This is a genomic window from Novosphingobium sp. PhB57 (assembly GCF_004342985.1).
Lineage (GTDB): Bacteria > Pseudomonadota > Alphaproteobacteria > Sphingomonadales > Sphingomonadaceae > Novosphingobium.
The window spans coordinates 1-1,286 of sequence record NZ_SMBO01000040.1; the positions used below are offsets into that span (position 1 = coordinate 1).

The 1,286-nt window shown below is 58.9% G+C and carries 1 protein-coding gene; it reads left to right on the top strand.

Annotated elements, in window-relative coordinates; all coding sequences use genetic code 11:
• The first annotated feature begins 57 nt into the window (after window positions 1-57).
• Window positions 58-1,281 (top strand): IS256 family transposase, encoded by a 1,224-nt coding sequence (locus EDF58_RS25725; protein WP_132270635.1) that lies wholly within the window; start codon window positions 58-60, stop codon window positions 1,279-1,281.
• Window positions 1,282-1,286: the final 5 nt, after the last annotated feature.

A 1,286-nucleotide genomic window follows, 5' to 3' on the forward strand; every position in this document is an offset into this window, starting at 1 on the left:
GGGACTGTCAGGAATTCCGTGTGTGGGCAGGCATAATGGGTAACAAGGAGTCCCACTATGTCACGACGCAAAGAACCGGCGATACCTCACGAGCTTCTGGATCAGCTTTTGGCCGGAGGCGCTGCCAGCGCTGCTTTTGAGCAAGGCGGCTTGCTGGATTCGCTGAAGAAGGCGCTTACGGAACGCGCATTGAACGCGGAGATGGACCACCACCTGGCGACAGACGGAGGCAGCGGTAACACGCGCAATGGCTATGGGCGCAAGACCGTAACGACCGAGAGCGGCAAGCTGGAGATCGATGTCCCACGCGACCGCCAGTCCAGCTTCGACCCACAGTTGATAGCCAAGTACCAGCGCCGGTTTCCTGGTTTCGACGACAAGATCGTGTCGATGTATGCGCGAGGCATGAGCACCCGGGAGATCACCGGGCACCTTCGCGATCTTTACGGCATAGACGTATCGCCCGACCTGATCAGTACCGTGACGGATGCCGTGCTGGACGAGGTCGCCATCTGGCAGCAAAGGCCCTTGGATCCGACCTATCCCTTGGTCTTTTTCGACGCGATCCGGGTGAAGATCCGCGATGAAGGCATGGTTCGCAACAAGGCAATCCATATCGCTCTGGGCGTGCGCGCCGATGGCGCCAAAGAGGTCCTCGGACTGTGGATTGAGCAAAACGAGGGCGCCAAATTCTGGCTTCGGGTCATGAACGAACTGCGCAACCGCGGCACGGAAGATATACTGCTGGCCGTAGTCGATGGCCTGAAGGGCTTTCCAGATGCGATCACGGCCGTGTTTCCCGAAGCCGTCGTGCAAACTTGTATCGTCCATTTGCTCCGCAATTCCATGGACTTCGTCTCCTGGAAGGACCGCAAAGCGCTGGCAACTGCGCTCAAGGAAGTCTACCGCGCGCCCAGCGCCGATGCTGCAGAGCAGGCCCTGACCGCCTTCGAGGCCGGCCCCTGGGGTCTGCGATATCCTGCTATCGGCCAGAGCTGGCGCCGCGCATGGGGTGAGGTCATTCCGTTCTTCGCGTTTCCAGATGATGTGCGCAGGATCATCTATACGACGAACGCCATCGAGGCTTTGAACTCGAAGCTTCGCAGGGCTGTCAGAGCAAGGGGCCATTTCCCCAGCGACGATGCCACAACCAAACTGCTTTACCTGATCTTGAACAGATCGGAGAAAGAGTGGAAGATGCCACCACGTGAGTGGACCATGGCAAAGGCACAGTTTGCCGTGATCTTCGGCGAACGCTTCATCAGAGCCATGGCGGCCTGATGATC

What these genes read in the sequence shown, in the direction of transcription:
- EDF58_RS25725 (WP_132270635.1), top strand. Translation starts at nt 58, where the DNA reads ATGTCACGACGCAAAGAACCGGCGATACCTCACGAGCTTCTGGATCAG.